Source organism: Thermococcus aciditolerans (assembly GCF_008152015.1).
GTDB lineage: Archaea > Methanobacteriota_B > Thermococci > Thermococcales > Thermococcaceae > Thermococcus > Thermococcus celericrescens.
In genome coordinates, this window is the sequence record NZ_CP041932.1 from 1,863,045 (window position 1) to 1,884,328 (window position 21,284).

Genomic DNA, 21,284 nt, shown 5'->3' on the forward strand with positions numbered 1-21,284 from the left:
CCGCTAAAGGGTGAACTCTTCGTAGAGTTCAAGGGGCCTGACGAGGGTCCAGATGCGCTTCTTCTGGAGCTCATCCCTGAGCTTCTCGGGGCTTCCCGTCCCGTAGATGCCGTAGTGCATGGGTATAACGAGGCGTGGGCGCATATCCTCGACAATCTGGGCTGCTTCGCGCTCGTTGGCCGTTGAGCGGCCGCTTATCGGCACCAAGAGAACGTCCACCCTTCCGCGGAGTCTCTGGAGGACCGGTGTGGAATACGTGTCGCCAGTGTGGAAGAGGGCCTTGTCCCCCTCTATCAGGTAGCCCAGGGGGTACTGGCTCGAGGGGTGCTCCATGTAGAATGCGGTCACCTTAACGCCGTTCTTGAGCTCGATGGTCTGGCCGTCCTCGATCTCCCTGACCTTCGTCACACCATCGCTGATGGCGGTCATGTAAACTGGCTTGGGCCCTATCACGGTAGCGTCGCGGAGTCGCGAGAGAAGCTCCACCTTGCCGTAGTGGTCCACGTGTTCGTGGGTTATCAGTATGTAGTCAACCTCGCCTATCCTGTCATCGTCCACCTCGGGATACGGGTCGATGAGGAGTCTCACACCGTTGGTCTCGACCCAAAAGCACGCGTGTCCATACCAGATAATCTTCATCGGCTCTACCTCCTCAACTGGTTTGGGTAAGGTAGACTTAAAGTTTTTCCCCGTCGTCCGTTTTTTCGAAGTTCCTTCTGTATCCTCCGATTCCCGGAAAGCCGGCGCAGATTTTATATACCCCATTTCTGCCCTTTCATTGGTGGTCGCGGAAATTTCGAGCCCCGGAAAGGTGGTAGTCCATCACGGTGGTGCAGGATGAACAGACGTCGCCTCATAATCCCGCCCGTTTCACTTCCTGTGCTCCTGGTTATGGGGGTTCTTTTCGTCATTATCTTCGTGTTCTTCTCCGGTGTCGTTATGGCCGCATTTGAGAAGCTCGGGATTCCCCCGGACGTCGCCTATGCGCTCTTCATCTTCGCGCTCGTGGGGAGCTTCCTAAACATACCAATCGCGGAGGAAACGTCCTACGAGCCAGTCGTGAGGGTGAGGGAGGTTCGGTTCTTTGGAATAGCCTACCCCGTTCCGTTCTTTGACTGGGAGGAGAGGCGCATAATCATCGCCATAAACGTGGGAGGGGCCATCGTTCCCATAAGCGTGGCCGTCTATGAGATATTCAGGATGGTGTACTTCGGCCGGTGGACCCTTCTCTTCAACACCCTCCTGGCGGTTCTCATAGCTTCTTTCTTCAGCCATGCCGTTGCCAGACCTGTCAGGGGCCTTGGAATAGCCATGCCCCTCTTCCTGCCGCCCTTGATGGCCATGTTTCTCGGCTGGCTCCTCGGCGGGAGCAATCCGAACGCCGTTGCCTACATCAGCGGGACCCTCGGTGTCCTGATAGGTGCCGACCTGATGAACTGGAACAGGATCAAGAACCTCGGCGCACCGATGGTCAGCATAGGCGGCGCCGGCACCTTCGACGGCATCTTCCTCGCGGGTATAATTGCCGTCCTCCTGGTATAACGGTGGGTTTTTAAGGGAGGTATTGAACATTCCAGTGGCAAATAGGGGTGATGCTCATGTTCGTGATTGGAAGCGGTGCCAGGCATCTGGAGGACGAGATGAAGGCCCTCGGCGGCAGGATTCTTGATGCCGAGATAAAGCGGTTCCCCGACGGTGAGAAATACGTCAGGGTCCTTGGCTCTTCGGAAGAGGTTACTGTCGTTCAGTCCACGTTCAGGCCTCAGGACGAGCACCTGGTCGAGATGATTCTCCTCGCCGATGCCCTGCGCGAGAGGGGGGCCCGGAAGCTCAGGGCGGTCGTTCCATACTTTGCCTACTCGAGACAGGACAGGGTCACGAAGGAAGGTGAGCCGGTGAGTGTGAGGGCTGTGATGAGAACCCTCGCGGTTTACTACGACGAGCTCTACGTCTTCGACCTCCACAACCCCGAGACCCTCAAGTTCTTCCAGGGTAAGGCGGTCAACCTCTCCCCCGCGGGGGTCATTGCGGACTACTTCGGGGAGAAGCTCGGTGAGGGCGTTGTTCTCGCCCCCGACAAGGGTGCGCTGATGAGGGCGAAGGCCGTTGCGGAGAGGCTTGGTCTTGAGTACAGCCACTTCCACAAGGTCCGCGTCTCCCCGACGGAGGTTAGGATGGAGCCGGTCGATGTGGACGTTAAGGGGAAGAACGTTCTCATAGTCGATGACATCATAAGCACCGGCGGGACTATGATCAGGGCGGCAAACCTGCTCAGGGAGATGGGGGCGGAGAAGGTCTTCGTCGCGGCCACGCACGGTGTCTTCGCTGAGGGTGCCATAGAGCGCGTAAGCAAAGCCGTTGACGAGCTGGCGGTCACCAACACGATACCCACGCCGGTATCGAAGATAAGCGTGGTGCCCGAGATACTGAAGCTGTGAGGGCGTCTCCCCTCGCCGCCCTCTTAACCTTTCTGACGTTTTTTGGAGCCGGACTTCTCATGGTGGTTTCCTTCCTCGTGATTGGTGGCTTGGGTTCGGTGATTCCCTTCGCGGATAATCTCACCATAGTCCTGTCGCTCATGGTTCTCCTCCCACTTACGAAGCGTCTCCTCATGGTCTTTGGGCTGGACGAGGATTCATCCAGAAAGCTTACCCTCTTGGTCGGCCTCCTCTCGGTTTTGGTGTTCTACATGACCATACCAAGGGCCTGCGGGTGGTGCCGCTGATGAAGAGAATCATCCCTACACCATAGGCTTCATCCTTATGACGCTTCTGGCATCCATTGATTTCGTTCTCTTCGTGGACAGGTTGATACCGCTTGGGGGACGCTGGCTGCCGTTCGTGGCCTCCCTTCCGATGGTGGCCCTCGGTGGCTACGTTGGGTGGGCAACTGGAGGGGGTCGTGGGTTGAGTCACGATGGTGCACTCAACCTGAGTGTCATTGTTTCGGTGGTCTCGGGTTCTCTGCTTCTCATCCTTTTCCTTCTCTGACTGCAAAAATTTTTGCCGTTTTTATGTCTAAAATTGTGCATTTTATCGGCGCTTTTTGACAGCTTCTTTTTTAAGAATCTGCCCGGGGAGGGTTTTTGCAAAAATTTTGTATCGGTGGGGTTCACCCCTATTGGATGGAGCGCCCGAACAGGGCGCGACAAAACCCGAGCGCCAAGACGGCGGCGTCGGGGGGACAGGGTGCAAAGCACCCACGATGAACCCCGCCCTCCAGCTCGGGTCACAGCAATGTGCGCTCCCGAGGAAACGCCGAAAGGCGGACCCCTCGGGGGTAAGGCAGGCCCAACACCTCGACCAAACCCCGGACGGATATTGGTACTTCCCCCTGAGGGAAGTCCCACCGGCCGTACTCCTTGCTCAATTCCGGTTGATCCTGCCGGAGGCCACTGCTATGGGGGTCCGACTAAGCCATGCGAGTCATGGGGCGCCTTGCGCGCACCGGCGGACGGCTCAGTAACACGTCGGTAACCTACCCTCGGGAGGGGGATAACCCCGGGAAACTGGGGCTAATCCCCCATAGGCCTGAGGTACTGGAAGGTCCTCAGGCCGAAAGGGGCTCTGCCCGCCCGAGGATGGGCCGGCGGCCGATTAGGTAGTTGGTGGGGTAACGGCCCACCAAGCCGAAGATCGGTACGGGCCATGAGAGTGGGAGCCCGGAGATGGACACTGAGACACGGGTCCAGGCCCTACGGGGCGCAGCAGGCGCGAAACCTCCGCAATGCGGGCAACCGCGACGGGGGGACCCCCAGTGCCGTGGCATCGCCACGGCTTTTCCGGAGTGTAAAGAGCTCCGGGAATAAGGGCTGGGCAAGGCCGGTGGCAGCCGCCGCGGTAATACCGGCGGCCCGAGTGGTGGCCGCTATTATTGGGCCTAAAGCGTCCGTAGCCGGGCCCGTAAGTCCCTGGCGAAATCCCACGGCTCAACCGTGGGGCTTGCTGGGGATACTGCGGGCCTTGGGACCGGGAGAGGCGGAGGGTACTCCTGGGGTAGGGGTGAAATCCTATAATCCCAGGAGGACCGCCAGTGGCGAAGGCGCTCCGCTGGAACGGGTCCGACGGTGAGGGACGAAGGCCAGGGGAGCGAACCGGATTAGATACCCGGGTAGTCCTGGCTGTAAAGGATGCGGGCTAGGTGTCGGGCGAGCTTCGTGCTCGCTCGGTGCCGAAGGGAAGCCGTTAAGCCCGCCGCCTGGGGAGTACGGCCGCAAGGCTGAAACTTAAAGGAATTGGCGGGGGAGCACTACAAGGGGTGGAGCGTGCGGTTTAATTGGATTCAACGCCGGGAACCTCACCGGGGGCGACGGCAGGATGAAGGCCAGGCTGAAGGTCTTGCCGGACACGCCGAGAGGAGGTGCATGGCCGCCGTCAGCTCGTACCGTGAGGCGTCCACTTAAGTGTGGTAACGAGCGAGACCCGCGCCCCCAGTTGCCAGTCCTCCCCGCTGGGGAGGAGGCACTCTGGGGGGACCGCCGGCGATAAGCCGGAGGAAGGAGCGGGCGACGGTAGGTCAGTATGCCCCGAAACCCCCGGGCTACACGCGCGCTACAATGAGCGGGACAATGGGATCCGACCCCGAAAGGGGAAGGTAATCCCCTAAACCCGCTCCCAGTTCGGATCGCGGGCTGCAACTCGCCCGCGTGAAGCTGGAATCCCTAGTACCCGCGTGTCATCATCGCGCGGCGAATACGTCCCTGCTCCTTGCACACACCGCCCGTCACTCCACCCGAGCGGGGTCTGGATGAGGCCTGATCTCCCTTCGGGGAGGCCGGGTCGAGTCTGGGCTCCGTGAGGGGGGAGAAGTCGTAACAAGGTAGCCGTAGGGGAACCTACGGCTCGATCACCTCCTATCGCCGGAAAATCCGTCCGGGGGGTTTAAGAGGTGTTGGGCCTGCCTTCCGTGGGCCGGTAGCTCAGCCTGGGAGAGCGTCGGCTTTGCAAGCCGAAGGCCCCGGGTTCGAATCCCGGCCGGTCCACCACGAAGAGATGCACATCCCGAGCCCGGCTCGGGGTGGAAGGGTCCGAGATCCCGAACAGGGATCACGATGAGGACCGTGCACAGGCCGATTGACCCAAAAAATGCCCAGCCCCCTGAGTAGGGGGCAGAAAACTTAAGCCGTCTGGTGGATGGCTCGGCTCGGGGCGCCGACGAAGGGCGTGGCAAGCTGCGATAAGCCCCGGCGAGGCGCAGGCAGCCGTCGAACCGGGGATGCCCGAATGGGACCTCCCGCGGCTCTTGCCGCACTCCCAGTCGGGAGGGGGAACGCGGGGAATTGAAACATCTTAGTACCCGCAGGAAAAGAAAGCAAAAGCGATGCCGTTAGTAGGGGCGACCGAAAGCGGCACAGGGCAAACTGAACCCTTCGGGGAAACCCGGAGGGGATGTGGTGTAGTAGGGCCCCCGAAAGACCCTCCCGGGTGAAGCCGAAGTCCGCTGGAACGCGGCGCCGTAGAGGGTGAAAGCCCCGTAGGCGCAAGCCCGGTGGGTCTTGGGGTGTCCCTGAGTACCGTCGGTCGGATATCCGGCGGGAAGCTGGGAGGCATCGGCTCCCAACCCTAAATACGTCCCGAGACCGATAGCGAACTAGTACCGTGAGGGAAAGCTGAAAAGCACCCCTGGCAGGGGGTGAAAAGAGCCTGAAACCAGGCGGCGATAGGTGGGTGCGGCCCAGAAGGGCTGACCCTCCCCGAAGGAAACACGGGCGACCGTGGAGTACGAGGGGAGGCGACCAGGGTTGCACCGTCCGTCTTGGATCACGGGGCAGGGAGTTCATCCGAGCGGCGAGGTTAAGGGGGTCAACCCCGAAGCCGCAGGGAAACCGACAGGTCCGCAGCCCGTAAGGGTGAGGGACGGGGTGTGAAAGCGCCCGGAGTCGCTCGGATGAGACCCGAAGCCGGTCGATCTAGCCCGGGGCAGGGTGAAGTCCCTCAACAGAGGGATGGAGGCCCGCTAGGGATGCTGACGTGCAATTCGCTCCCGTGACCTCGGGCTAGGGGTGAAAGGCCAATCGAGGCCGGCGATAGCTGGTTCCCGCCGAATTATCCCTCAGGATAGCCCGGCCGGAGGTAGGTGGTGGGGTAGAGCACTGATTGGGGGTTTAGGGGGAGAAATCCCCCGGCTCCCTGTCAAACTCCGAACCCACTGCCGCCGTAGATGGCCGGAGTAGGGTGGCGGTGTAAGCCGTCAACCGAGAGGGGAACAACCCAGACCGGGGTTAAGGCCCCTAAATGCCGGCTAAGTGTTACTCCAAAGGGTGTCCCTGGCCTTAGACAGCGGGGAGGTAGGCTTAGAAGCAGCCATCCTTTAAAGAGTGCGTAACAGCTCACCCGTCGAGGTCAGGGGCCCCGAAAATGGACGGGGCTAAAGCCGGCTGCCGAGACCCCGGCGCACGGACCGATTGGTCCGTGATCGGGTAGGCGGGCGTGCCGGTGGGGTGGAAGCTGGGCCGTAAGGTCCAGTGGACCCGTCGGTATTGTGGATCCTGCCGGGAGTAGCAGCATAGCCGGGTGAGAATCCCGGCCGCCGAAGGGGCCAGGGTTCCACGGCAATGTTCGTCAGCCGTGGGTTAGTCGGTCCTAAGCGGGTCCGTAACTCGGCGCCCGCGAAAGGGAAACGGGTTTATATTCCCGTACCGCGGTGGTAGGCGCGGCAACGCAAGCCCAGAGGGTGACGCCTTGGGGTAAGCGGACCGGTCCACAAGGCCGGCTAAGCGTATAAGTCCGGGGAGTGCCGTAATGGCGAGAACCGGATGAAAGCGCGAATGGCCTCCCGTAAGGGGGGTTCCGCTGATCCCTGGGGCCCGTGAAAAGCCCTCTGGGAACGATCCACCGCGACCGTACCGAGAACCGACACCGGTGCCCCTGGGTGAGAAGCCTAAGGCGTGTCGGGGGAAACCCAGCCGAGGGAACTCGGCAAATTGGCCCCGTAACTTCGGGATAAGGGGTGCCTGCGGGTGCGTAACCCGCAGGTCGCAGTGACTAGGAGGACCCGACTGTTTAGTAAAAACACAGGTCCCAGCTAGCCCGAAAGGGTTTGTACTGGGGCCGACGCCTGCCCAGTGCCGGTATGTGAAGCCCGGGTTCAACCGGGTGAAGCACCGGTAAACGGCGGGGGTAACTATAACCCTCTTAAGGTAGCGAAATTCCTTGTCGGTTAAATGCCGACCTGCATGAATGGCGTAACGAGGTCCTCACTGTCCCCGGCTGGGGCCCGGCGAAACCACTGCCAGGCGCATATGCCTGGGACCTCCGGTGGGAAGCGAAGACCCCATGGAGCTTTACTGCAGCCTGCCGTTGCCATACGGCGGGGGGTGCGCAGCGTAGGCGGGAGGCGTCGAAGCCCGCCCTCCGGGGCGGGTGGAGCCGTCCATGAGACACCGCCCACCCTCTGCCGTATGGCTAACCTCCGATGGGGGGACAGCGGTAGGTGGGCAGTTTGGCTGGGGCGGCACACCCTCGAAAAGGTATCGAGGGTGCCCTAAGGTCGGCTCAGGCGGGTCAGGAATCCGCCGTAGAGTGCAAGGGCAAAAGCCGGCCTGACTGGACCCGTAACAGAGGCGGGTCCAGCCGCGAAAGCGTGGCCTAGCGAACCCCTGAGCCTCCCCGGTGGGGGCCAGGGATGACAGAAAAGCTACCCTGGGGATAACAGAGTCGTCTCGGGCGAGAGCCCATATCGACCCCGAGGCTTGCTACCTCGCTGTCGGCTCTTCCCATCCTGGTCCTGCAGCAGGGGCCAAGGGTGGGGGTGTTCACCCATTAAAGGGGAACGTGAGCTGGGTTTAGACCGTCGTGAGACAGGTCGGATGCTATCTACCGGAGGTGCTGGGTGCCTGAGGGGAAGGCTCCCCCAGTACGAGAGGAACAGGGAGCCGCGGCCTCTGGTCTACCGGTTGTCCTACAGGGCACAGCCGGGCAGCTACGCCGCGTCCGATAAGGCCTGAAAGCATCTAAGGCCGAAGCGGTCCCCGAAAATAGGCACCCACTCCCAGGCGCAGGGGGTCGGGCGACCGGTCCTTTGCCTGGGACGAGGGCTCGGGAAGAAGACCCGTTTGATGGGGCGGGGATGTAAGCGGGAAGGGAAACCGACCCGTTCAGTCTGCCGCTCCCAATAGCCCGAGGTTTCTGCCTCTGAAAGGGGGGCTGGGCATTTGATAGGTCAATCGGCCTGTGCACGGTCCTCAAGCCCTTAAATCTCGTTTCTGTCTGATTGATTGCATCGCAATATTGAACTTCCAGTCATGATGCTTTTCCACAATTGTTAAAACCCACCAGCGGAGCTTTTCTTGGTGATGAAATGAGAGTACTGATACTTGATCTCGATGGCACACTCTGGGATCACGAGGATGCATCCAGGCTTACGCCGCCATACGAGTTCCACGGCGATTATCTGGTTGATTCTACAGGCGAGGAACTCCATCTCTTTCCCGGGATCAGGGAGTTCCTCGAATGGTCGAGTGAGAGGTTCGTTCTGAGCATAGCGAGCTGGAACGTTGAAGAGAAGGTTGGGCCAATCCTCGAAGGCTTTGGCCTCTGGGACTACTTCAGGTTTCCAAAGATAGAGAACCACCCGGACAAGGCGGATATGATAGCGAGAACGCTCCGGGAGCTGGAGCTTTCGGGATACGATGTTGGGGGAGTCATCTACGTGGATGACAGGGATATACACATCGAAGACGTTAAAACCACCGTCCCGTCTATTCAGTTCATCCATATGTGGAAAGATGCCAAAAGTTTTGAGGAGCTGAGGAAACTCCTTGAAGGGATGGGGTGATATCATGGAGCTGCTCATCGTGAAGGATAGGCGCATAGACTACGACGGTTCTGCGATAGGAAGTCACTGGGCCTACAGGAACTTTGGGATACTCGGGAACTCTCTCATAGTCTTCCGTGGAAAGTGCGACGTCAAGGTTGAGGAGATGATTGACATCGAAGACCTCCGCGCGAGCAAGGAAATCAAGAGCGACGACATGGTTCACTACATCGTCGAGGTCTTTGACCTTGTCAATGCACTCTTCGCCTCAACGCTCCAGAAGCTCTTCATAGCCCGGCTCTGCGAGGTTTTGGCTGAATATGGTGTGAAAACCCACAGGAAGGGCGACGACATATACGTGAACGGCAGAAAGCTCAGCATCTCCATAGCAACGGTCTCCCCGGTCAGCGTCAAGATCCACATCGGGATAAACGTTGAGGCGAAGGGAATTCCTGAGGGTGTTGATGCCATCGGCCTGAAGGAGCTCGGCATAACGGACGTAGAGGGCTTCATGGAGAAGACCGGAAAGGCCCTCGTGGAGGAGTTCAACAAGGTGAAGAAGGACAGCCTGAAGGTCAGGTGGGCTCAATAGATGAGAAAGAGAACGCTTCCCACTAGAGGAACCGCCAGGTTATCGTCGAGCCAGCCCTGGTACTCGGCTAGGGTCAGGATGACTGCCCACCCTATTTTTCCCATCGCACCAGCATCAAGGAGAAGGAACGCTATCGCCAGCGCCGTCGCCAGGTAGCCAAGGCTTCCAGTCCAGTGCTTTCTCAGCTTGACGTTGAAGCCGTGCCGCTTGAAGTAGAAGTGCCTGATTATCCCGGTTATCCCGTCGCTGACCGCCATGGCCAGGAGCAGGGCGGTGGCATATCCCCTCGGCAGAACCATCGGGACGGCGGAGGCGGAGAAAGCGAAGAAGACCTCCCCGTAGTTGTGTTCTATCTGGTACCACGAGAACTCCCTCTTTTTGAGGTGTGGCCAGAGCTGGAAGAGCCCGAAGACGAGAGCCGCGCCGCTGAAGACCTCCGCGGGTATTTTCCCGTAGTAGAACATTAGAACGGCCGGAACGATGCTGAAGTGGATTATCTTCCTGTTCACCCAGGCCCACTCGGGGCCGAGCCTTTTCGTGAGGCCTATGGCGATGAGTATGAAAGCAGCGGCGGTGCCCGCGTAGATTCCCCAACTTGGGAGCATGTGTTCCACCAAAAAATGAGAGGGAGTTGGGGTTAATATGACTTGTCCCCGAAGGCCCTTCCAACGGCCTCCAGTGCGGTGATGAAATCGCCCGCGTGGACGACGATATACCACTCATCCGTCCTCGCGAGCTCTCCCCTGGATTTGCCGACCAGCTCGCCGTAGAGCCCCTGGATCCTAACCCTTGGCTCCGTCGTCGAGAGCTTGAGCGTTATCTCGACCGGCCTCCCGTTCTCCCAGACCAGGCCAACCTTGAGGCCCGCTTTGGTTTCCCTCCTCTTTCTCAGGCCGAGCCTGAGGTAGCGGAGCCTCTCCTCGGGAACTCCGTTCTCTTTGGCCTTCTCCCTGAAGTACTCCTCGGCGAGGGTTAAGCCATGGAGCCCGAGGGCGTAGCCAAAAACAGGAATTCCGAGGTCTTTTCCCTTCCTCCCCTTGTAGGCGTAAACCTCTATCCTTCCGCCTGAGCCCCGGGAGGCGGTGTAGAATCCGTTTCCGTTATCGTTCCTGAAATCGCCCAGAAAATCCACCAGTTCATCGTACGCCGAAAACGGGAGCGAAAAGCTCGCCCACGTTCCCCAGACCCTGGGAGGGACGGAGACGAAGCCCATCTCCTCGAGGTGGTACTCGATCGGTTTCGGCCTGAGCACCAGAAAGCCCCTTTCCGTGAGCTCCAGCTCCAGGAGTGCCCTTTCACCCGGCACCAGCGCGAACTTCCCATCGCTCTCGAAATCTCTGGCCTTCAGGAGCCTGTTCCTTCTGAGCTTCCTCTCCATCCCCGAGCTAACCACCACCGGGACGGGGGTTTTCCTTCCATTTTCCTTGTCGTATGGAACCTTAAAACCGGCTTTGAGGAGCTCCTCCTGAATCTCCAGCGACGCCGGGAAAAACGCCTGCATCCTCTTCATCTCGAACTCCATAGGGATGCCTCCATGTTACTTTTGTCTGTAGTTTTACCATCAGAATTTATAAAATTTTCTCCCTTGGAGTTGTCTCCCATGCCAAGCTTAAGCTTAAAAGCCCCTCCGCAGACCTAAGCGCGGTGGTGAGAATGGTTCATTGGGCAGACTACATGGCTGAAAAGATTATCCGGGAGCGCGGCGACAGGGATGAATATGTTGTGGAGAGCGGAATAACCCCGAGCGGTTACGTTCACATAGGGAACTTCAGGGAGTTCTTCACGGCGTACATAGTCGGCCACGCCCTCAGGGACAGGGGGAAGAAGGTTCGCCACATCCACATGTGGGACGACTACGACCGCTTCAGGAAGGTTCCAAAGAACGTGCCGCCCGAGTGGAAGGAGCACCTCACGAGGCCGGTTCGCGAGGTTCCGGACCCGTGGGGCTGCCACGACAGCTACGCGGAGCACTTCATGGCTATATTCGAAGAGGAAGTGTCGAAGCTCGGCATAGAGGTGGACTTCCTCCACGCCTACGAGCTGTACAAGTCCGGTGAGTACGCCGAGGAGATAAGGACCGCCCTGGCCAAGCGCGAAGAGATAAAGGCCATACTCGACAAATACCGCGAGAGGGCCAAGCAGCCGCCCCTCGAAGAGAGCTGGCAGCCGGTTATGGTTTACTGCCCGAAGTGCAGGAAGGAGGCGGAGTTCGTTTCGTGGGACGGCGAGTGGAAGGTCTCCTACAAGTGCCCCCACTGCGGTGGCGAGGGCGAGACCGACATAAGGGAGGGCAACGTCAAGCTCAGGTGGAGAGTCGACTGGCCGATGCGCTGGGCGCACTTCAAGGTGGACTTCGAGCCGGCCGGAAAGGACCACCTCGCCGCGGGCGGCTCGTACGACACCGGCAGGGAGATAGTTGAGAAGATATTCGGCTGGCCGTCACCCATAGACCTGATGTACGAGTTCGTCGGAATCAAGGGGCAGAAGGGCAAGATGTCCGGCAGCAAGGGCAACGTTATACTCCTCAGCGACCTTTACGAGGTGCTCGAGCCGGGAATAATCCGCTTCATATACGCCAAGGCGAGGCCGAACAAGGAGCTCAAGATAGACCTCGGCCTGGGCCTGCTCAACCTCTACGACGAGTTCGACAAGGTGGAGCGCATCTACTTCGGCATTGAACGGGCGAAGAACCCGGAGGAGGAAGAGGAACTCAAGAGAACCTACGAGCTCTCGATGCCGAAGGTTCCCGACAGGTTGACCGCGCAGGCGCCATTCAGGTTCCTAGTTACGCTCGTCCAGATGCCGCATCTCGACGAGGGGGGCATAATCCGCGTTCTCCTGGAGCAGGGTCATCTCCCAGAGAAGCTCGGCGAAGATGACGTCGAGCGCATAAGGCTCCGCATAAGGCTCGCCAGGAACTGGGTTGAGAAGTATGCCCCCGACAACGTGAAGTTCAGCATCCTGGAAAAGCCCCCAGAAATCGAACTTAGGCCTGAAATCAGGGAGGCCATGCTCGAGGTCGCGGAGTGGCTCAGCTCCCGTGAGAGCTTCACCGTTGACGAACTCAACAACGCGCTCTTTGATATCGCCAAGAAGCGTGAGATCCCGAGCAAGGAGTGGTTCAAGGCGCTCTACAACGTCTTCATCGGCAAGGATCGCGGCCCGAGGCTCGCGAGCTTCCTGGCTTCCCTCGACAGGGACTTCGTTATCAGGCGCCTCTGCCTGGAGGCTTAATCTCATTTTTTCGGCGCGTAAACCTGGAAGTAGCTGTGCTCGTTCATCCTTTCACTGTGGAGCTGCCTGAAGTATAGCTTTGCCAGCAGTTCCACTGCGGTCTTTCCCCAGACGTTGAATCTGACGCGGAAATGCTCTTTTTCGCTCTGGAACTCCAGAACCACGGTCTTTTCGTCGGTGTCTGGTAAAACCCTGCTTATCCAGTACTCCGTGCCTACTACCTGTCCGTTCGTGAGAACCGGTAAAAGGGCCCTCAGGTCGGTGAACTGAAGGATGAACCTCCCACTCGGTTTGAGAACCCTTGCGACCTCTTTGAAGGTTGAATTTAGATCCATCGGTTCGAAATGAACGAGGCTGTCTATGAAAACCACGTAGTCGAAGCTGTTCTCCTCGAAGGGCAGTTTTCTGGCGTCTCCCTTCACGAACTCGACCTTTGACCTTCTGTCCTTTGCGAATTCCCTTGCCTTGGAGAGCATGACGTCGCTGTTGTCGAGGGCAACGACGTTGAATCCCAGGTCTTCAAGGAGAAAGGAGAACCCCCCGGTCCCACAGGCCAGGTCGAGAACCTTTCCCCTCGCCGGCATGTGCTTCATCAGGAGCGGCTCCAGTGCTTCAATACGCTTTCGATACTCCTCCGAGTATACGTCCGTGTATGCCGGAAACGCCTCGTAGTACTTTTCGAAGCCCATGTTTTTACTTACTCGTGTGTCTTTAAATATTTGCCGCAAAAGTTTGTGTGGTTTTCTACTTTTTCCGAATTTTCTCGACAACAGGTTTTTATCCGCTCCCTCCAATGCATCTCGGTGGTGCCGATGGAGTTTAACCTCATAATCACCGGAGTCGGCGGCCAGGGTGGATTGACACTTTCAAGAATCGTTGGGAACGCCGCCATGCATGAGGGATACAATGTCAGGATAGGTGAAACCCTTGGAATGAGCCAGCGCTATGGCAGTGTTCTGAGCTACCTTCGCTTTGGCGAGGCGGTCTACTCACCCCTCATTGAGGAGGGTAAAGCAAACCTCATGCTCGCCCTTGAACCTGCCGAGGCGTTGAGAAACGCCCGGTTTTTGGGTAAAAACAGCACGGCCGTGATAAACGCCTATCCGATCCACACGGCAACGACCCTCGTCGGGAAGGAGAAGTATCCAGAGCTGGAGGAGATAAAGGAAGCCATCGGCAAAATCTGCCCCGTGTACATGATGGACTTCCAGTGCGAGGCCGATAGGATAAGCCCTAGAACCCTCGGCGTCCTGATGCTTGGCTACACCTACGGGAAGGGTCTCGTACCCCTCAAGAAGGAGTCCCTCTACGAGGGGGTAAGGCTCACCCTCAGGGAGAAGCTCTGGGAGATCAACTTCAGGGCCCTTGAGCGGGGAATCGAGCTCGCAAAGGGCTGACTTTTCTTTTCACTTGTTGTGCTTTATAAAGAATGCGTAGAATATCGCCGTCGCTATGACGTAGAGCGCCGCAGTCGCGTAGAACGGATAGCTCAGGGACATGCCGAATAGCAGACCGCCGACGTAGTTTCCCCCGCCGCGCATGAAGGTCGAGAATGCCCTTCTTATTCCGGCGGCCGTTGCCTTCTCCTCGGTCGAGAAGAAGCCCATCATGAAGGAGTCGTTTATGGGCCACACTATGTTCATGAGGATGGAGCGGACGACGTAGAGCAGTGCCGCTAACAGGAAGGTCTCTATCGAGGGGAATATCGCGAAGAGAAAGGCCGCTATGCTCTGGAAGGACGTTATCACCTTGACCGGCCCTATCCTGTGAACCAGCTTTGGAAGGCCGAAGGAACCGAGGCCCATCGCCAGTTGCTGGAAAAAGAATATCCCGCTTATAGCCGCGAGCGTCTGCCCGAACTGGAGCTTGAAGTAGAGGCTCATGTAGGGTATCGTTATTCCTGCCCCGAAGCCTATCAGCGCGCTCGGAAGGGAGAACTTGAGTATCTTGACGACCAGCTCACGGTTCCAGTTTATCCTCGGGTTCCTCACGGGAACGTCCCGTATCATCAACAGCGCCGGAATCACGAGGGCGAACTGGAGGAGCGCCAGCGAGATGACCAGCCTGTAGGCTATTCCCTCGGTCAGCCCGAGCCCCACGAAAAAGCCGGGCGCGAAGCCCGCTATGAGGACTCCCAGGGCGTTGAATATCGTTCCTAAGCCAAAGCTTATCGAGAATGCATGATGGCGCCTCTCCTCACCAACCTCCTCGCTGAGTAGTGCCGTGAAATTCGGCTGTCTCAGCCCCATGTTCGCACCGACCAGGAAGAAGCCGAGGGCGAGGACGTAGTCGTTTATCGCGGCCACCTGGAGGAGCCTCCCGGCCAGTCCGAGGAGGGCGGAGATGAGGAGGGTTCTCCGGTAACCAAGCCTCAGTGAGACCTGGCCGGCTATCAGGAAGAACAGTCCCCCCGTGAACGTCTGTATCGAGAAGAACGTTCCCATTGCCGCCATATCGTAGCCTAAAACTGCCAGATAGAATGGCATGATGAATATTGAGAACTGGAGGAAGAGCTGGCCCGCCGCGTTGGCCGCTATGAGTATCTTCGCGTCCCTGCTGTAGTCCTGGAACATGTGCTAACGTTAATCTTAGCGTTTATAAGTCTGTCGAACCGAAGCCTTTTATACGCCGCTCCTCGTCTATATATCGGCGGTGATATCTATGGAGTTCAGGAAAATCCAATTTACCGGCAGGAGTTCATACATAATATCCCTCCCCAAGAAGTGGGTCAGGGAACACGGCCTCAGCCAAGGAGACGTCGTTCCGCTCTCAATAAACCCTGACGGGAGCATAACGATATTCCCCAAGGAGCCGAAGGAGATAAGTGAGAGGAAGGTCCTTACGATATCTCGCGAATATTCCCCCGACATGGCGGTCAGGCTCGTTATCTCGGCCTACATCCAGGGCTACGACGTTCTTGAGATTGTGCTCTCCGGCGAGATGCCCCTCTACAAGGTGAGGATGCGCAAGGTTCTCCAGAGCCTTCCCGGCGTTGAGATAATCCTCGACGAACCCCAGAGGATGGTGGCCAAGAGTCTCCTCGACGAGGAGGAGGTCAACCTGGCCGAGCTCCTCAACAGGATTCGCTCGCTCATAATGTCCATGCTCGGTGACCTTGAGCTTCTCATTCAAAACCCCGGTGAGGAGGAGATACTCAGAGATATCAACGACCTCGAGAACGAGCTGGACAGGTTCTACTTCCTCATAATCCGCGCGGTCAACAGGATCCTCACCAAGCGCGGCGTCACCGAGGAGAGCGGCATAATCAGGAGGACCTTTGACCTGCTCGGCATACTCTTCATAGTCCGGAACATCGAGCGCATCGGAGACCACATAACGCGCATCGCCGAGAACCCGGGCGAGGTAAACGTTCCGTATCTCAAGGAGAAGTTCGGCCAGATGATGGCTCAGATTGAGGAGCGCGACCTCACGAAGATCGACAGGCTGATGCTTGAGCTCAAGGGGGAGATACGCTCCATCGACTACCGCCAGTCAATAGCCCTTGAGAGCTACCGCAGGATTCTCGAGTACCTTGAGAACATCGGCGAGACGATAATCAACATGGCCCTGAGCTGAAGTTCATATCTTTTCGTTTCCACAACTCTTTTAACCATTCGAGGACTTTTTATTACGGTGGTTCTCATGGTTGCGATAATAGTTCACGGCGGTGCCGGCACGATAAGGAAGGAGGAGCGCATTCCAAAGGTCATCGAAGGCGTTAGAGAGGCTGTTCTGGCCGGCTGGCGCGAACTCAAGAGGGGTTCTGCTTTAGATGCGGTCGAGGAGGCCGTCAAAGCCCTCGAGGACAACCCGCTCTTCAACGCGGGCACGGGGAGCGTTCTTACCCTCGATGGGAAGGTCGAGATGGACGCCGCCATAATGCGCGGAAGAACCTTCGAAGCCGGCGCCGTTGCCGGAATCTGGGGCGTCAAGAACCCCATAAGCGTCGCGAGGAAGGTGATGGAGAAGACCGACCACGTGCTCCTCAACGGCGAGGGAGCGGTAAAGTTCGCCAGGCTCATGGGCTTCGAGGAGTACAACCCAGTGACCGACGAGAGGCTGAAGCAGTGGGAGGAGCTGAGGAAGAAGCTCGTTGAAAGCGGAGAAACGAGGCACTGGAAGAAGCTCAACGAGCTCATCAAGGAGTACCCGGAGGTGCTGAGGAGTACCGTTGGGGCTGTTGCCTTCGACGGCGAGGAGGTAGTGGCAGGAACGTCCACCGGCGGGGTATTCCTCAAGATGTTCGGCAGGGTTGGTGACACCCCGATAATCGGAGGCGGAACCTACGCCAACGAAGTTGCCGGGGCTTCCTGCACCGGTCTCGGCGAAGTGGCGATAAAACTCGCCCTGGCCAAAAGCGCCACCGACTTCGTCCGCCTCGGAATGGACGCCCAGTCCGCCAGCGAGGCCGCGATAAGTCTCGCCACAAAGTACTTCGGCGCCGACACCATGGGCATAATAATGGTTGACGCCAGGGGCAACGTGGGCTTCGCGAAAAATACGAAACACATGAGCCACGCCTTCATGAAAGAGGGAATGGACAAACCCACAGCGGGGGTTTGAGCCATCGACAGAGCGCTCCGGGACATCTGGCTCCTCAACTTCTCGACCTTCTTTTTCTTCCTAGGAATAAGCGTAGTCAACCCCATAATATCGCCCTTCGCGATAACCCTCAACGCCACCCCATTCCTAGTTGGCCTGGTCGCGGGAGTTGCCTCCGTCGTCTCTCTGTTCTCGAAACCGATCGGCGGCCTCATCGGGGATAGGGGGTATCGGTTCCAGGCTATGATGGCCGGCAACGTCCTCGGAATGCTGGCCGGGCTCCTCTACATAACCTCGGCACTCCTCGGAAATCTGTGGATATTCACCTTCGCCAGGGCGATCCACGGCTTCTCCATGGGGATATTCTTCCCCTCGAGCCTTTCAACCGCCGTTGACCTTGCACCGGAGGGGCGCGTCGGCGAGACGCTGGGCTGGCGAGGTATGATGTTCTCCCTCGGCAACATAATCGGCCCGGCCCTCGGCGGCTACCTTTCCGACCTCCTCGGCTTCGTTGGGGCCTTCTCCTTCACCGTGATATTTTCCCTCGTTGGCCTCGCCCTCGTAGTCCCGGTCTGGCTCGATGGCAGAAGGGCCGTTGCCAGGAGGGAGGAGAGGCACGAGGATGTCAGCTACTCAGAGCTCCTCAGGAGCTATTTCGTTGCCGCGTCGCTGGCGCTGTTCTTCTTCTCCTTCTCCTACGCCGGCGTCATAACTTACCTTCCCGCGCTCTACAAGGTACTGGGGATGCCCCAGAGCCTGTTCGGCTTCTACATGATGGTCATCGGGATATCGAGCTTCATAATGAGACTCGTGGGTGGCAGAAGTGCCGACAGGATGGGCCCGATTCCCGTCATACGTGCCGGCATGCTCCTCGTTATCCTCGGCTACATCGTGCTGATCCTTTACAGGCTCCCGCCCTACTCCTACGTCAGCGCACTCCTAATCGGCGCGGGCTTCGGCCTCTCTGTTCCCGCGATGCAGCTCATGGCCCTTGGAAACCTCCCTCAGAGGATAAGGACGATGGGTTCGAGCGTCTACACGATGTTCTTCGACCTCGGAATGCTTGGGGGTCAGGTAACCCTCGGCTACGTCGCCGGCATCAGAGGCTACGCCGGGATCTTTCCACTGCTCCCATTCATAGCGGCCGCATCACTTATAATAGTCCACGCGCCTCTCATACTAGGAGGTAGGAAGAGATGAAAGTCAGGGTCTCCTACGGAACTGCCATAGCGATGGGACTCGTAAGGGCCAGGATGCTGGCCAGACCAACCACCGCGTACCTCATGACGTACCACGACGGCCGCTGTCGTAACAACTGCGCCTTCTGTCCCCAGGCGAGGGGAAGCGGGGCGGATCTCAAGAGACTGTCCCGCATAACCTGGCCGGCCTTCGGCGTGGAGGAAGTCATTAAAAGCCTTCCAGGGGGCGGTTTTGCGAGGATATGCCTCCAGACGGTTGACTATCCCGAACTGGTCTCCGACGTCATCGAACTCCTCGACCTTTTCCAGCCGCTGGGCCTTCCGGTCTCGGTCTCGATAACCCCAGTGAATAGGGGGGTCCTTGAGGAGTTCAAATCAAAGGGGGTCGACTACATCGGCGTTGGCCTCGACGTGGCCAGCGAGAGGCTCTACCCGGAGATCAAGGACTCCCTCTACTCCTGGGACGAGATGTGGCGTTTCACGAAAGACGTCATCGACGTCTTCGGCGATGGAAAGGCCCTCGTGCACCTCATAATTGGGCTCGGAGAGACCGACAGGGAAGCCGTCGAGACCATCTGGAGGTCGTACTCGATGGGCGCCTGGGTTTCCCTCTTCGCCTTCACGCCCATAAGGGGAACCCGCCTTGAGAACGCGAAGCCTCCGAGCCTCACGAGGTACAGGAGAATCCAGGTGGCCCATTACCTCATAAAGGAGAGGCTTGCCACGCCCGGCGATTTCGAGTTCGATGGGGACGGCTCCCTAATCGGCTTTGGAATCGACAGAGAGGAGCTTGCCGAGCTTATTCCCCCGGAAGTTTTCACCACCCACGGCTGCCCCGGCTGCAACAGGCCGTACTACAACGAAAGACCAAAGAAAGAGCCATACAACTTCCCAGAGAGGCCGGTGGGGGACTACGTGGGGCGTGTTCTTGACTCTATCCTTTGAGGAGCCCGATTATCTCGTTGAACTCCTCCAGCGAGAACCGCTCCTCGACCTTTTCTCCCCTCGCTATCTTCACGAGCGTTTGAACGAAGCGGTAAAGCTCCTCGTCGTTCTTCACCAGGCTCAGCGTAACGTCCATGTCCTCGGAGACCTCCCCGAGCCGGTTCTCCTCCTTCATTATGAACAGAACGTCCCCGAGCCTCTTTATCCCGAGCCGATAGAGGTCTTCGTTGGGCGCGCGGTGTACCCCGCGTATGGCGCACTTCACGGCTCCCCTGTAGTTGTCCTCCTGAAGGAATATATCCGCGAGTCTGAAGCAGGCCTCGAAGTAGAACTCCGGCTCCTCGTCCCTCGCCAGCTCCATTATCTCGTCCAGCTTCCGCTTGGCGGTCTCGAGGTCTCTGGCATTTTCTGCCTCTATGGCCTCCCGGAAGAGCCTCATGATCCTCTCACGCCTGTTCAGAGGTTCGTATTTTATAACCATCATCCCTCACCCCGGCTCTCGAGCCAGGCCTTTTCAAAGTCCGGCCAGACATCCTCAAACCTCTTCTCCACACGCCACCGTCTCCGGAATGCGTTCAGCACCACCCGCAGATCCCTCTTCAGAAGTTCATAGCTCTCTGGGTGGGCGGTCGTTATGTGCTGGGCCCAGTCTATTATGAGTATCTCGCCCTCGCCGTGGGTCAGAACCACGTTGAACTCGCTCATGTCCGAGTGGACGATGCCGAAGCGGACTATCTTGAGGTACTCCTCCAGGACGCGGTCGAGTATCCCCGCCGCCTCTTCCCGCGTCAGGTCCGTGTCGCGAAGCTCCGCCAGCTCGGTTCCTTCTATGAACTCCATGACGACCACGTGCCTGTTCCATGCTACCGGCCTCGGCACCCGGGCTATCGGGCTCAGAAGAGTTAGCGCCTCGTACTCCTTCTTCGCGATGAGCCTCGAGACGTAGAGCCAGCTCGTGTGGCGCTTATCCTGGAAGACGTGGCCGTGGTAGCCAGCCCTCCGCGATGCGGTTCTTCCACCGATGCGGTTGAACTTGACGGCGACCCTTTCGCCGGAGGGGGTCATTCCGATGTAAACGTCAGCGTCCTTTCCCACGCCCACATGGGCGGGGTTTATCGCCTCGATAACGCCCTTCTTCGCGAGCGCCCTTATGGCGAGGACATCGTAGCCGTGTATCGTGAGCTGGTATCCTATGTAGCCGATGTCGCTCCTCCTAGCCACGAGCCCCCAATCGTCGAGCTTTCCGAGCCTGAACGAGGCGGTCTCAATGTCCGTTCTCGTGAAGCGCGCGATGTCCTCCAGGGGCACCCAGCGGTGGTGCCGCATGTTCAGCTCTACCCCTCTGAGTATCCTGAAGTCGAGGTCCCGCAGGTTGGGATAGGCCTCCAGTGCCAGTAGCTTGCTCACCATCTCCCTTCCCTAAAATCGGTTCCCTGCTGGCATTTATAAACATTAGTTGCTCTGGGAGCAGAAGTTGTAGATGAAATGTACTCTTCCGGAGTATCTTTGTAGTCCATCTCTTAGATGAAGTTCTACACTGGCTTCAACTGGGTGGGCGAAATCACAAATTGGGGTGATTGAATATTCAAGTGTAATCGTTCCTTCTCCTAGAATGCCTAGGTCGTGAAGTTCTACTGTGTTGATTGTAAGATAGTCTTCAAACTGCTTTTCCATTCTAATGTTTTTCCATGGGCCTCCCTCCGGAAAGAGGAAATACACCGTTCCATCTCCTGGGCTTTTGATAACCACTTTAATGGAAGTTATCGTTGTATCTCCCGAATGGGAGATCGAGATAAGAACATGCCCGTTCATCTCTGCTATGGTGCTGACGTGGGCGATCTCATTTTCCTTGTAATAGAGCAATTTGGTTGTCCGGTTGCCGAACTCTACCGCTCCACTTGGGTCTCCTTTGGTGGTCAGTTCTCTTGGAGCTCTCAGATATAGCATCCCAATTATGGCTACTGCAATGATCCCAATAGTTAGGAATAGTCCTTTCTTTGTCATAACTATCCGCAAAT

20 protein-coding genes, 1 tRNA gene and 2 rRNA genes are annotated in these 21,284 nt (G+C 58.1%); 15 read left to right on the top strand and 8 right to left on the bottom strand.

Annotation, left to right across the window (positions count from 1 at the left end; all coding sequences use genetic code 11):
• Nucleotides 1-3 precede the first annotated feature (3 nt).
• On the bottom strand, nt 4-639 hold the full coding sequence (locus FPV09_RS10230) for an MBL fold metallo-hydrolase (protein ID WP_148883331.1): 636 nt from the start codon (nt 637-639) through the stop codon (nt 4-6).
• A gap of 198 nt (nt 640-837) precedes the next feature.
• Between FPV09_RS10230 and FPV09_RS10235 the strand changes: the two genes are divergently transcribed.
• From FPV09_RS10235 to FPV09_RS10275, 9 genes are all read left to right on the top strand, one after another.
• Entirely contained in the window at nt 838-1,542 is a 705-nt protein-coding gene (locus tag FPV09_RS10235; RefSeq protein ID WP_148883332.1) for a DUF1614 domain-containing protein, read from the top strand.
• Between the two features lie 56 nt (nt 1,543-1,598).
• Nucleotides 1,599-2,438 carry a ribose-phosphate diphosphokinase gene (locus FPV09_RS10240; RefSeq protein ID WP_148883832.1) on the top strand — a complete coding sequence of 280 codons (840 nt, stop codon included), beginning with the start codon at nt 1,599-1,601 and terminating at the stop codon, nt 2,436-2,438.
• Between the two features lie 59 nt (nt 2,439-2,497).
• Nucleotides 2,498-2,725: a hypothetical protein gene (locus FPV09_RS10245; protein WP_148883333.1), complete on the top strand. Its 228-nt coding sequence runs from the start codon at nt 2,498-2,500 to the stop codon at nt 2,723-2,725.
• 37 nt (nt 2,726-2,762) lie between these two features.
• A complete protein-coding gene (locus FPV09_RS10250; protein WP_148883334.1) occupies nt 2,763-2,990 on the top strand; it encodes a hypothetical protein in 228 nt (75 codons plus the stop codon).
• Nucleotides 2,991-3,368: 378 nt separating this feature from the next.
• Nucleotides 3,369-4,854 (top strand): 16S ribosomal RNA (locus FPV09_RS10255).
• 53 nt (nt 4,855-4,907) lie between these two features.
• Nucleotides 4,908-4,984 (top strand) — tRNA-Ala (locus FPV09_RS10260).
• 120 nt (nt 4,985-5,104) lie between these two features.
• Nucleotides 5,105-8,133 (top strand): 23S ribosomal RNA (locus tag FPV09_RS10265).
• The 16S and 23S rRNA genes sit together here with 1 tRNA gene alongside, the layout of an rRNA operon.
• A gap of 165 nt (nt 8,134-8,298) precedes the next feature.
• Nucleotides 8,299-8,775 (top strand): magnesium-dependent phosphatase-1, encoded by a 477-nt coding sequence (locus FPV09_RS10270; RefSeq protein WP_148883335.1) that lies wholly within the window; start codon nt 8,299-8,301, stop codon nt 8,773-8,775.
• A gap of 4 nt (nt 8,776-8,779) precedes the next feature.
• Nucleotides 8,780-9,346, top strand: a complete 567-nt coding sequence (locus FPV09_RS10275; RefSeq protein WP_148883336.1) for a DUF366 family protein — start codon at nt 8,780-8,782, stop codon at nt 9,344-9,346.
• Here FPV09_RS10275 and FPV09_RS10280 read toward each other — a convergent pair.
• Nucleotides 9,340-9,951, bottom strand: coding sequence for a diacylglycerol/polyprenol kinase family protein (locus FPV09_RS10280; protein WP_148883833.1), 612 nt, complete (start codon nt 9,949-9,951; stop codon nt 9,340-9,342). The genes FPV09_RS10275 and FPV09_RS10280 overlap by 7 nt on opposite strands.
• Nucleotides 9,952-9,983: 32 nt before the next feature.
• Nucleotides 9,984-10,868, bottom strand: a complete 885-nt coding sequence (locus FPV09_RS10285; RefSeq protein WP_148883337.1) for a PhoI — start codon at nt 10,866-10,868, stop codon at nt 9,984-9,986.
• A gap of 131 nt (nt 10,869-10,999) precedes the next feature.
• Here FPV09_RS10285 and lysS point away from each other — a divergent pair, with 131 nt between their 5' ends.
• Nucleotides 11,000-12,580 carry a lysine--tRNA ligase gene (gene lysS / locus FPV09_RS10290; protein ID WP_148883834.1) on the top strand — a complete coding sequence of 527 codons (1,581 nt, stop codon included), beginning with the start codon at nt 11,000-11,002 and terminating at the stop codon, nt 12,578-12,580.
• Between the two features lie 2 nt (nt 12,581-12,582).
• On the opposite strand, the gene FPV09_RS10295 is transcribed toward lysS, so the two are convergent.
• A complete protein-coding gene (locus FPV09_RS10295) occupies nt 12,583-13,269 on the bottom strand; it encodes a class I SAM-dependent methyltransferase (protein ID WP_148883338.1) in 687 nt (228 codons plus the stop codon).
• A gap of 123 nt (nt 13,270-13,392) precedes the next feature.
• Between FPV09_RS10295 and FPV09_RS10300 the strand changes: the two genes are divergently transcribed.
• The gene (locus FPV09_RS10300) at nt 13,393-13,977 is read left to right on the top strand and encodes an indolepyruvate oxidoreductase subunit beta (protein WP_148883835.1); all 585 of its coding nucleotides are present in this window, start codon (nt 13,393-13,395) and stop codon (nt 13,975-13,977) included.
• 9 nt (nt 13,978-13,986) lie between these two features.
• Here FPV09_RS10300 and FPV09_RS10305 read toward each other — a convergent pair whose 3' ends face one another.
• The gene (locus tag FPV09_RS10305) at nt 13,987-15,153 is read right to left on the bottom strand and encodes an MFS transporter (RefSeq protein ID WP_148883339.1); all 1,167 of its coding nucleotides are present in this window, start codon (nt 15,151-15,153) and stop codon (nt 13,987-13,989) included.
• Between the two features lie 88 nt (nt 15,154-15,241).
• Between FPV09_RS10305 and FPV09_RS10310 the strand changes: the two genes are divergently transcribed.
• The 4 genes from FPV09_RS10310 (at nt 15,242) to FPV09_RS10325 (ending at nt 19,266) form a co-directional block, all read left to right on the top strand.
• Nucleotides 15,242-16,156 (top strand): phosphate signaling complex PhoU family protein, encoded by a 915-nt coding sequence (locus FPV09_RS10310; protein ID WP_058939604.1) that lies wholly within the window; start codon nt 15,242-15,244, stop codon nt 16,154-16,156.
• A gap of 66 nt (nt 16,157-16,222) precedes the next feature.
• Nucleotides 16,223-17,143 (top strand): isoaspartyl peptidase/L-asparaginase family protein, encoded by a 921-nt coding sequence (locus FPV09_RS10315; protein WP_148883836.1) that lies wholly within the window; start codon nt 16,223-16,225, stop codon nt 17,141-17,143.
• 3 nt (nt 17,144-17,146) lie between these two features.
• Entirely contained in the window at nt 17,147-18,322 is a 1,176-nt protein-coding gene (locus FPV09_RS10320) for an MFS transporter (RefSeq protein WP_148883340.1), read from the top strand.
• Complete coding sequence (locus FPV09_RS10325; RefSeq protein ID WP_148883341.1) at nt 18,319-19,266, top strand: radical SAM protein; 948 nt, start codon at nt 18,319-18,321, stop codon at nt 19,264-19,266. Before FPV09_RS10320 ends, FPV09_RS10325 begins: the two co-directional genes overlap by 4 nt.
• On the opposite strand, the gene FPV09_RS10330 is transcribed toward FPV09_RS10325, so the two are convergent.
• From FPV09_RS10330 to FPV09_RS10340, 3 genes are read right to left on the bottom strand one after another with little or no spacing between them, the layout of a single operon-like run.
• Complete coding sequence (locus tag FPV09_RS10330; RefSeq protein WP_148883342.1) at nt 19,256-19,747, bottom strand: hypothetical protein; 492 nt, start codon at nt 19,745-19,747, stop codon at nt 19,256-19,258. The two genes, FPV09_RS10325 and FPV09_RS10330, sit on opposite strands and share 11 nt — an antisense overlap.
• Nucleotides 19,747-20,676, bottom strand: a complete 930-nt coding sequence (locus tag FPV09_RS10335) for a serine/threonine-protein kinase RIO2 (protein WP_148883343.1) — start codon at nt 20,674-20,676, stop codon at nt 19,747-19,749. Before FPV09_RS10335 ends, FPV09_RS10330 begins: the two co-directional genes overlap by 1 nt.
• Before the next feature lie 42 nt (nt 20,677-20,718).
• A complete protein-coding gene (locus FPV09_RS10340; protein ID WP_148883837.1) occupies nt 20,719-21,270 on the bottom strand; it encodes a hypothetical protein in 552 nt (183 codons plus the stop codon).
• Nucleotides 21,271-21,284 lie beyond the last annotated feature (14 nt).

Coding starts and splice junctions, on each gene's coding strand:
- FPV09_RS10230 (WP_148883331.1), bottom strand. CDS start 639: ATGAAGATTATCTGGTATGGACACGCGTGCTTTTGGGTCGAGACCAAC.
- FPV09_RS10235 (WP_148883332.1), top strand. CDS start 838: ATGAACAGACGTCGCCTCATAATCCCGCCCGTTTCACTTCCTGTGCTC.
- FPV09_RS10240 (WP_148883832.1), top strand. CDS start 1,599: ATGTTCGTGATTGGAAGCGGTGCCAGGCATCTGGAGGACGAGATGAAG.
- FPV09_RS10245 (WP_148883333.1), top strand. CDS start 2,498: ATGGTGGTTTCCTTCCTCGTGATTGGTGGCTTGGGTTCGGTGATTCCC.
- FPV09_RS10250 (WP_148883334.1), top strand. CDS start 2,763: ATGACGCTTCTGGCATCCATTGATTTCGTTCTCTTCGTGGACAGGTTG.
- FPV09_RS10270 (WP_148883335.1), top strand. CDS start 8,299: ATGAGAGTACTGATACTTGATCTCGATGGCACACTCTGGGATCACGAG.
- FPV09_RS10275 (WP_148883336.1), top strand. CDS start 8,780: ATGGAGCTGCTCATCGTGAAGGATAGGCGCATAGACTACGACGGTTCT.
- FPV09_RS10280 (WP_148883833.1), bottom strand. CDS start 9,951: ATGCTCCCAAGTTGGGGAATCTACGCGGGCACCGCCGCTGCTTTCATA.
- FPV09_RS10285 (WP_148883337.1), bottom strand. CDS start 10,868: ATGGAGTTCGAGATGAAGAGGATGCAGGCGTTTTTCCCGGCGTCGCTG.
- lysS (WP_148883834.1), top strand. CDS start 11,000: ATGGTTCATTGGGCAGACTACATGGCTGAAAAGATTATCCGGGAGCGC.
- FPV09_RS10295 (WP_148883338.1), bottom strand. CDS start 13,269: ATGGGCTTCGAAAAGTACTACGAGGCGTTTCCGGCATACACGGACGTA.
- FPV09_RS10300 (WP_148883835.1), top strand. CDS start 13,393: ATGGAGTTTAACCTCATAATCACCGGAGTCGGCGGCCAGGGTGGATTG.
- FPV09_RS10305 (WP_148883339.1), bottom strand. CDS start 15,153: ATGTTCCAGGACTACAGCAGGGACGCGAAGATACTCATAGCGGCCAAC.
- FPV09_RS10310 (WP_058939604.1), top strand. CDS start 15,242: ATGGAGTTCAGGAAAATCCAATTTACCGGCAGGAGTTCATACATAATA.
- FPV09_RS10315 (WP_148883836.1), top strand. CDS start 16,223: ATGGTTGCGATAATAGTTCACGGCGGTGCCGGCACGATAAGGAAGGAG.
- FPV09_RS10325 (WP_148883341.1), top strand. CDS start 18,319: ATGAAAGTCAGGGTCTCCTACGGAACTGCCATAGCGATGGGACTCGTA.
- FPV09_RS10330 (WP_148883342.1), bottom strand. CDS start 19,747: ATGGTTATAAAATACGAACCTCTGAACAGGCGTGAGAGGATCATGAGG.
- FPV09_RS10335 (WP_148883343.1), bottom strand. CDS start 20,676: ATGGTGAGCAAGCTACTGGCACTGGAGGCCTATCCCAACCTGCGGGAC.
- FPV09_RS10340 (WP_148883837.1), bottom strand. CDS start 21,270: ATGACAAAGAAAGGACTATTCCTAACTATTGGGATCATTGCAGTAGCC.